Raw genomic sequence first — 8965 nt, 5'->3', positions numbered from 1 at the left:
AAATGAACTAAGGCACTTGTATCATTATTACAAATTAGCAATTAGTCAGTTGTCTTAATAGTTCAAAGACAAAATACGTCCTTGAGTAAAATTAAAGAAAGCTTCTTTTTGAGCTAATTTTACCCCTTCCATCAAATCTTCTAGTTGGTGATTAGCTGCTTTTAAACACATCGGACAGACGTAGATCAAAATCCCTTTTTTAATCAGCTTGTTTAACAAAGTTTGCGCTGATTCAAACTCCCTAAATTCAATTACTTTCTCATCTTTAAGAGCAACTTCTACACCTTGAATATCAAAAAAAACTAGCACATCTTTATCCTCAGACATTTTTTCAGCTAGAGTTAATGCCATCAATACCCGGTGGGGGTCTTCTGTTCCTCGACTAATATGAATAAAGACTCCATCCTTAACTGTAGTTTCCATTTTTTCTCTCCTGCAAGTTTAAACTGCTGTCACCATGCAACTTGATGGCACTGTTATCTGTGGTATTTAGTCCCGAAACCATTGAGGATAAATTAAATTACTAAATCCACCAAGGTTTTTCACCAGTCCGGGGGTCTATTTCTGTCCAGGGAGAAATGCGGATATACTCACCTTCCAAGTTAACGCCAACAAGCTTGAGGGGAAGAGGTGCAGGACCTCTTATTACTCTGCCATCAGGATCATAACGAGAACCATGACAGGGACATTGAAATTGGTTGTCATTGGGATTCCAAGGAAAGGTACAACCCAAATGGGTACAGATATCAACAATTCCCCAAGGATGCAGAGTAGCATCTGATTGGATTGTGAGGTAAGTAGGTTCTGTTGCTAAACCTGCAACTAAAGCACGAGTGCCAACGGGTTCAGCTAAAATCTGGCTAGAAGGAATGAGATTTCCATGAATATCCTTGGCGAGGATAGAACCATCTCCACCCACTTCTGTGGGGGCAACAAAGAATTTAGCCGCAGGATACAATACGCTGCCGGCTGTAGTGGCAACAACTGCACCTGTAAGAAAATTGAGTAATTGTCGTCTCGACATTGAGGGACTTTCTATTTGTAGAGAAAGACTATCTGTCATTATTTTATACCTCTTGATTGCAATATATAAGTGTTGAGTGCCTTGAAATGAAAACATGATGGTACTGCTGTTATTTATAGCATTCCGTTTTAATTCATGAAATCACTCTCAAGGTAGGAAATGGAAAATCAAGAGGACTAGATGTGTGAGGAATTTTTTCTCAGAAAAATTTCTGAATTGTTGCAATATATTAACGAATTTCAAGTTTAGTAAACAGACAACACAAAGAAAAAAACTCGTGCTAGATTAAGGGTATGGTACAAAAAGGTTAAAAGTCAAACCTTAAATCCAAACTTTTCATTAGAGTTTGTGCCTCCTGCTCTAATGTCCCGGCAATCAGTTTTAGATTTTAGCTTCCTGTCAAAGTTTTTTCGCCTAAATCTCACCAAATTGTTATTGGAGGTGTTGAACTCACAGCCAGAAGTGCCTGCCCATTAGAAATAAGGGAAGCGTAATTTAAATCGAATTTAATTGATTGCTTGTCAAGTCCACTTCTATATTTTTGTATTGAACTACAACCTAATCGAGAAACCGCTGTAAGCTGCTGATAATCCTTCGTAGCTTGTAGCGGTTTCTGCTATGTATACTAAAAATAAAAAAACAGGTATTGTTAATGAATCAAAAAAATATATTCTCCGTCAATAGAGATATCAACTATTTACCTGTTTCTTACAGAGGTTATATTTATGTCATTACAATCACTTCGGGTTTTATTGTTGAGTAGTTTGGGCTGTTCTTTATTTTTTGGTAATACTGTAGCTTTTGCTCAAGTTGTTGTTCCTACAATACCATCAGGTTCATCTACTACAGTACCATCAGGTTCATCAACCACCATCCCAACTTCCACCACAGTTGACAGTAGCGCCAGATTTAGTTGCCAGTCTAACAATGGACAGTTTACAGTCATGTACCAGCCCCAAAGTCAACCAGGACAATACTTTGCTTGGGCTGCACCTCAGAGTTTAGGAGGCGGGTGGGATGCTCAGAAACGTTGTCAAGCGATCGCCACCCGTTTAGAATCATATCGCCCAGATGGATTACAAGAACTGCAAATAGCCGTAGAAAATAGCGAAAATATTATCTGTGTCACCACCGAAGCCCAACCCAGTTGTCGAATTGTCTTAACAGTCCCTCGTGGCAAAGATCCTTATACTATTCGCAATAGTGTATTCCAAAATTTAACTACTGCTGATAGTGGACAACAAACTATTGCTGTCAATACTTACACTAATCGTAATAGTAGTAATGGTAATAGCTTATACAGTCTCGGACAAACGCTTTTAGGTGGTAGCAAGAATCAAGTTACTTCTACTAAAGGTGGGATTAATTTGAAACCATACCTTGATCCTAAAGATGGTGGTAATGGTGGAAAACTGAGAAATGGAGTAACAATTAAAGGTAATACCACACGCCAAAGCCCCAATCGGCTAAATCCGGGCAGATTTCGTTAATTATGATTCCGGGCAACCACAGGGGGATTGCCCCTACAGTATTTTTGTGATTATATTTACCTTTTTAGAGAAATTAAATTTACCCTTTATATAATTTTGTCCTGTATTAACTTATTAGGTGTTGTAATTATTTCTCAGGATGGATTGATTTTTGAAGATTAGTGAGTAAGTGAAGAATACGCAATAACCGCAATGACTGGTTATCTAATTTAGGCTGCTAATTCGTCATTATTCCCCATTTCCTACAAAGTAAGTTTGATAAGTAGTGAGACAGAATTAATTACACAATATCATTGCGAATGGAACGAAGTGAAATGAAGCAATCGCAAGGGTTGTGATTGCTTCCCTTCGCTCGCAATGACTGTAAATATTTTTGTCCAATTACTTATGACAAATTTATTAATTTATGGTAAGTTGGTACGATAATATCCAAATATCAACACTCTGACCACTTAAATGCCCAGAAATCAAATTTTGGTTATTGGCAAATAATTAGTATTTAAATACTACACTGAAACCAAAGCAGAGTAAAGTTGTCATAAATTGTATAATTTAACCAAAATATAACTTGGTGACAATCTAGTTCTACTATCTTTTGAAGAGAAATTAACAATGGTGACAAACCTGATTACAAGTAATATGAATCAAGTTCTACAATTGGGCGATCGCACCCTCCAGCCTACAGAAGTTTTATCATTATTGTCGGAATACCAGCTATTACCGCTATTAATTAAGGAAATATTCATTGATCAAGCGATCGCAGAAATTGTCTGTACCCCAGAAGAAGAACAACTAGCCTGTGAACAATTAGCCCAACAATATCAAGGACTAGAACCACAGAGCGAAAGTTTCCAAAAACTGAAAATCATGGCGGTACGACAATTAAAACTAGAAAAGTTCAAAGAGGAAACCTGGGGAGGGGATTTAAACTCCTACTTTTTTCAACGGAAAACCCAGTTAGATAGAGTGATTTATTCCCTAATTACCACCTCAGAACTTGGTATCGCTCAAGAAATTTACTTCCGTATTCAAGAGGGTGAACAATCTTTTGCGGAATTAGCACGGGAATACGCCCAAGGACCAGAATCCCAAACAGATGGCTTAGTCGGACCCATAGATTTACAATCCCTCCATCCCACATTGGTGAATATCCTCTCCAAAAGTCAACCACAACAACTATCACCACCAACTCAAATCAATAACGTCCTAGTAATTGTCCGATTAGAAAAAATACTCCCAGCCCAACTAGATCGTCCCATGCGACAACGATTACTAAATGAACGATTTAATCAGTGGTTACAAACACAAATGACAGAACAAAAATGTCAGATTCAGACCATATAAATCGCCAAATATCAACCTTTTCGCCAAAATGAAGTGAAATAAATAACTCAATCAATATGACTTATATTCAGAGTACCTTTGAAGAATTCATTGCCAGTATTGAAGGATTTGATCAATTATCGAAAGAGGAAATTAATAACCTCTTATCATCACAAATTCTCCAGCCTTTGCGTTATCGCATAGGACAAAAAATTATTGGTAAAGAACAACTACCAGAGAGGATCGCCATTCTTTATCAAGGCAACGTCAGACTATTGGGATATAATCCCCAAAACCAATTACCAATTACATTAAAATTACTCCAACCAGGGGCAACAATTGGCGAAATTGCTTGGTTGCGTGAACTTCCTTGTGAAACAGCGATCGCGTCCACAGAAGTCATCTGTTTAACCTGGAAAGCCGCAGATTATTTGCAATTTATCAACCGCAATCCAGCCTTTGCTAAAGCTCGTCAACACGTAAGTCACTCAATTGAAATCTTTGATATTTTGAGTTCACAGGTAGCACAAAAAGCTTTAGTAAATCACAACCTCAAAGACATTACCCAACAGGCTCAATTAGAAGCAAAAATTCATTATTTATCACCAGGAAAAACTGCTTTAAGAGAATTAGATAGCGATCGCATTTGGTTTGTGAGTGGTCGTAGTTCCCTACCCAATTTCCCACCCAATTCTCGCCTAGAAACCGACGTAATTGAAGTTAAAGGCAACATTCCTCTCCGCTTATTGGGCATTAATCATCAAGACCTATCATTACTTGATGGTGTTACCATTGAATCTGAAACATTAGAAACTATATCAGATAGCAGAGTAGATTCGGAAATTCCCTACGCCCAAGAACCAGAATTTGTTCCCCCCACCACATCAAACAAGCAATTTAAAAATCAAAACTATCCATTTTTCCGGGGACAAGGAGAATTAGATGCCACTCTAGCTTGTTTTCAAATGCTATCCAAGCATTTAGAAATGCCCTTTCGGAAAGAAGTAGTCCGCCGCATTTTAAACGACCAAATTAAGCGTCAAGGTAGTATATCTTTTCAAGTTTGCGCTTATTTATCCGAACTAATTGGACTTAAATCCCAGCTAGTTGATGTTCCTGCTGTTTCCATCAATCGGATTCCTACACCAGCATTAATTCGCTATCGTGACAGTTTTGCTGTCCTCTATGCGGTAGATGGAAAAACAGTAGTTTTGGGTTTACCATCTCAAGGCATTATCAACTGCCAAATTAGTCAATTAGTAGAAGAATTAGAAACCGATGACGCTAATCTTCAACCACAAGTTAGAGTTTTATTACTGAGTGCAACCAAAGAAACACCGAAAGAACGCTTTGGTTTATCTTGGTTTGTTCCTTACTTATCACGTTACCGCCGGGTACTGATAGAAGTATTTATTGCTTCCTTCTTCGTCCAACTAGCTGCCCTCGCTAATCCTCTGGTTATTCAGCTAATCATTGATAAAGTCATCGTCCAAAATAGTATTAGTACCCTGAATATTCTAGGAGTATTACTATTGGCAGTGGGTGTGTTTGAAGCAGTATTAACCACCTTGCGGACTTACTTATTTGTAGATACCACCAACCGCATTGATATGAGTTTGGGGTCACAAATTATTGACCACTTGCTACGCTTACCACTGCGCTATTTTGATAAAAGACCAGTTGGTGAACTATCCACCAGAATTAATGAATTAGAAAACATCCGTCAGTTTCTCACCGGTACGGCTTTAACAGTAGTGTTAGATGCCCTATTTTCCGTTGTTTATATAGTTGTCATGTTGTTTTACAGTTGGCAACTAACTCTCGTCGGATTAGGGACAATCCCTCTGTTTGTGGTAGTGACATTAGTCGCTGCTCCCACAGTGAGTAGACAATTAAGAACTAAAGCTGAACGGAATGCCGAAACTCAATCATATTTGGTTGAGGTTATGTCAGGTATTCAAACAGTTAAAGCCCAAAATATTGAATTACGCTCCCGGTTTTCTTGGCAAAAGAAATATGCTAAGTTTGTCGCTGCCGGTTTTAAAACTGTGCTGACTTCCACATTAGCTAACTCAACCAGTCAGTTTCTCAGTAAACTTAGCAGTTTATTAGTTTTATGGGTGGGAGCTTATTTAGTTTTGAAAGGAGAATTAACATTAGGAGAATTAATTGCTTTTCGGATTATTTCTAGTTACGTTACTACCCCAATCTTACGGTTGGCGCAAATCTGGCAAAACTTCCAAGAAACTGGTTTATCTTTAGAACGATTAAGTGATATTGTAGACACACCACAAGAAGCAGAAATAGATCGGAATAATATTCCCCTTCCTGCTGTGAACGGTGCTGTTAAATATGAAAACGTTTCCTTCCGATTTGCTGCCAGCGGACCACTACAACTCAGCAATGTCAGCGTCGAATTTGCCGCAGGTAAATTTGTGGGCATTGTCGGACAAAGTGGTTCAGGCAAAAGTACAATGATGAAATTACTGCTCAGACTTTATGACGCAGAATCTGGCAGAATTTTAGTTGATGGTTATGACATTGCCAAAGTCGAACTTTATTCGCTGCGGCGGCAAATTGGTGTAGTTCCCCAAGATACGCTCTTATTTGATGGCACAGTTCAAGAAAATATTGCCTTAACAAATCCTGATGCCACAACAGAGGAAATTATTGAAGCCGCACAAATCGCTGTTGCACATGAATTTATTATGACCTTACCCAATGGTTATAATACAAGAGTTGGGGAACGGGGATCAGCCCTTTCTGGTGGACAAAGACAGAGAATTGCGATCGCTCGTTCTGTATTACAAAGACCTAAAATCTTAGTTTTAGACGAAGCCACCAGCGCCCTAGATTATCCCACAGAAAGGCAAATTTGTCTGAACTTAGCTCGTGCATTCAAAGGCAACACAGTCTTCTTCATTACCCACCGTTTAAATACTGTTAGTAATGCCGATACTATCGTCGTCATGGATAACAGTAGAATGATAGAACAAGGTAGTCATCAAGAACTCATGGCAGCTAAAGGTCATTATTTCTATCTTTATCAACAACAAGAAGTAAATTTGTAATTTGTCAGTTATTTGTAAGGGTTTAGCTCATGCTTTACCCTGTTCATCTCGTTCCCAGTCTCTGACTGGGAATGCCATTACAGAGGCTCTGCCTAAAGCCGTTAGAGGATGTTTGAAAAGTGTTATTCCGTAATTTTCATCACATTGCTACCCCCCTTAGTCCCCCCTTGTAAAGGGGGGAAACAATAAAAATCCAGTTCCCTCCCCTTTACAAGGGGAGGGTTAGGGTGGGGTAAAAAATATTTGATACATCAACCATAACTTTTCAAACACCCTCTTAGAGAACTCATTCCTATACAGAGTAGGAAACCGAAGAAACGAAAAAAGCAAGTAATACATTAAACTTTTCAAACTCTAAAATCACACACCACTAAATATTCAATCTAAAATCCCAAATCCCAAATTATTATGACTCAACTTAATGGTAGTTACAGCAACGGAAACGGAAACGGTAACGGTAACGGATCTTATAGAGATGCACAAGTATTAACACCACCCAAACCCGCTCCTAAACAGCCAAAACCCGATTTTAATTTTAATAACTTCGACCAATCTGTAGTCTTACGCCAATCCCCAATTTGGTCAAGAACTATCATGCTCACCCTCATGGGATTAGCTTGTTTTGGGATTATTTGGGCTTGTTTAGCGAAAATTGAGCAAGTAGTTCCCGCCACAGGACAATTAAAACCAGAAGGAACAGTCAAAGACGTACAAGCTCCTATAAATGGAGTTGTAAAATCACTGTATGTAAAAGATGGTAAAGAGGTAAAACCAGGAGATTTATTATTAACCTTTGATTCCATTGCGACCCTAGCCGAATTAAATTCATTGAATAAGATTCGGATAGCTTTAATTCAAGAAAACAATATCTATCGTCGCTTAATGGGAGCAAGTACCGGAATAGATGCTGAAATAGCATTTTTACGCAGTAGACTCCCGGGAGAATCAGCTTTTCTGCTTAAAAGTCGCGCTTCCTTAGTAGCAGAAAATGAATTATTACGTTCTCAATTAAGAAATTCACCGGGAGCAGCAGGTACAGGGATTGATGAACAACAATTATTAGCAGTTGCTAAAACAGAATTAAAATCCCGTTCTAAAGCCGCAGATTTAGAAGTTGAAAAAACCCGAAAACAACTTTCTCAAACCATATTTAAACTGCAAGATACTAAAAATGGTTTAGCAATTCAAAGTCAGATTTTAGCTAGTCTTAAAACCTTAGCTGAAGAAGGTGGTATTTCTAAACTGCAATATCTGAATCAAAAACAACAGGTACAAACGCTTTCCGCAGAAATATCACAATTACAAGAAGAGGCAAAACGTCTACAATTCGATATTAATAAGGGAAAAGAGCAATCAACCAATACAGTTGCTAGTTCTGATAAAACTATTTTGGAAAAAATCGGTGCTAACAAACAACGGATTGCGGAAATTGATAGTCAATTCATGAAAATTATTCTAGAAAATGAACAGCGTTTAGCAGATATTAATAGTAAAATCTCCCAAACACAATTAAACGTTAAATATCAAGAACTTCGCGCTCCTGTAGGCGGTGTAGTTTTTGATCTTCAAGCTAAAAATCCAGGTTTTGTTGCCAATTCTACCCAAAAATTACTACAAATCGTTCCCAAAGATAGCCTCATAGCCGAAGTTTTCATCACCAATAAAGATATTGGTTTTGTGAGGAAAGGTATGAATGTAGATGTGAGAATTGACTCCTTTCCCTTTAGTGAATTTGGTGATATCAAGGGTAAACTAATTGATATTGGTTCAGATGCTTTACCTCCCGACCAAAACCATCAATTTTATAGATTCCCCGCCAAAATCAAGTTAGATAAACAACAATTAAGTCTCACCAATCAAGATAGAAAGATATCCTTACAGTCCGGTATGTCTATTACTGCTAATATTAAAGTCCGAGAAGAACGGACAGTCATGAGTTTATTTACAGAGATGTTTACCAAGCAGGTGGAGAGTTTGAACGAAGTCCGTTAGGGATTTTTAAAAGACTTAACCTAGATGTGTAAGTAGTTTGACAAAAATATTTACAGTCATTGCGA

The 8965-nt window shown here is 38.0% G+C and carries 6 protein-coding genes; 4 read left to right on the top strand and 2 right to left on the bottom strand.

The genetic code is table 11. From position 1 onward, the window contains the following. Nucleotides 1-54: 54 nt before the first annotated feature. A complete protein-coding gene (locus FJR37_RS24725) occupies nt 55-423 on the bottom strand; it encodes a DsrE family protein (RefSeq protein WP_168467381.1) in 369 nt (122 codons plus the stop codon). A 100-nt stretch (nt 424-523) separates the two neighbouring features. After that, on the bottom strand, nt 524-1063 hold the full coding sequence (petC, locus tag FJR37_RS24720; RefSeq protein WP_168467380.1) for a cytochrome b6-f complex iron-sulfur subunit: 540 nt from the start codon (nt 1061-1063) through the stop codon (nt 524-526). Nucleotides 1064-1749: 686 nt separating this feature from the next. On the opposite strand from petC, the gene FJR37_RS24715 reads away from it, so the two are divergent. From FJR37_RS24715 to FJR37_RS24700, 4 genes are all read left to right on the top strand, one after another. Then, entirely contained in the window at nt 1750-2514 is a 765-nt protein-coding gene (locus FJR37_RS24715) for a COP23 domain-containing protein (RefSeq protein WP_168467379.1), read from the top strand. 612 nt (nt 2515-3126) lie between these two features. Next, complete coding sequence (locus tag FJR37_RS24710; RefSeq protein WP_371416167.1) at nt 3127-3858, top strand: peptidylprolyl isomerase; 732 nt, start codon at nt 3127-3129, stop codon at nt 3856-3858. Nucleotides 3859-3914: 56 nt separating this feature from the next. Next, nucleotides 3915-6908 (top strand): peptidase domain-containing ABC transporter, encoded by a 2994-nt coding sequence (locus FJR37_RS24705; protein ID WP_168467378.1) that lies wholly within the window; start codon nt 3915-3917, stop codon nt 6906-6908. Between the two features lie 408 nt (nt 6909-7316). Continuing rightward, the gene (locus FJR37_RS24700; protein WP_039202443.1) at nt 7317-8900 is read left to right on the top strand and encodes an HlyD family efflux transporter periplasmic adaptor subunit; all 1584 of its coding nucleotides are present in this window, start codon (nt 7317-7319) and stop codon (nt 8898-8900) included. Nucleotides 8901-8965: the final 65 nt, after the last annotated feature.

This window comes from Aphanizomenon sp. UHCC 0183 (assembly GCF_009712065.1).
Classification (GTDB): domain Bacteria; phylum Cyanobacteriota; class Cyanobacteriia; order Cyanobacteriales; family Nostocaceae; genus Dolichospermum; species Dolichospermum heterosporum.
This window is presented reverse-complemented; position numbering and strand designations above follow the sequence as displayed.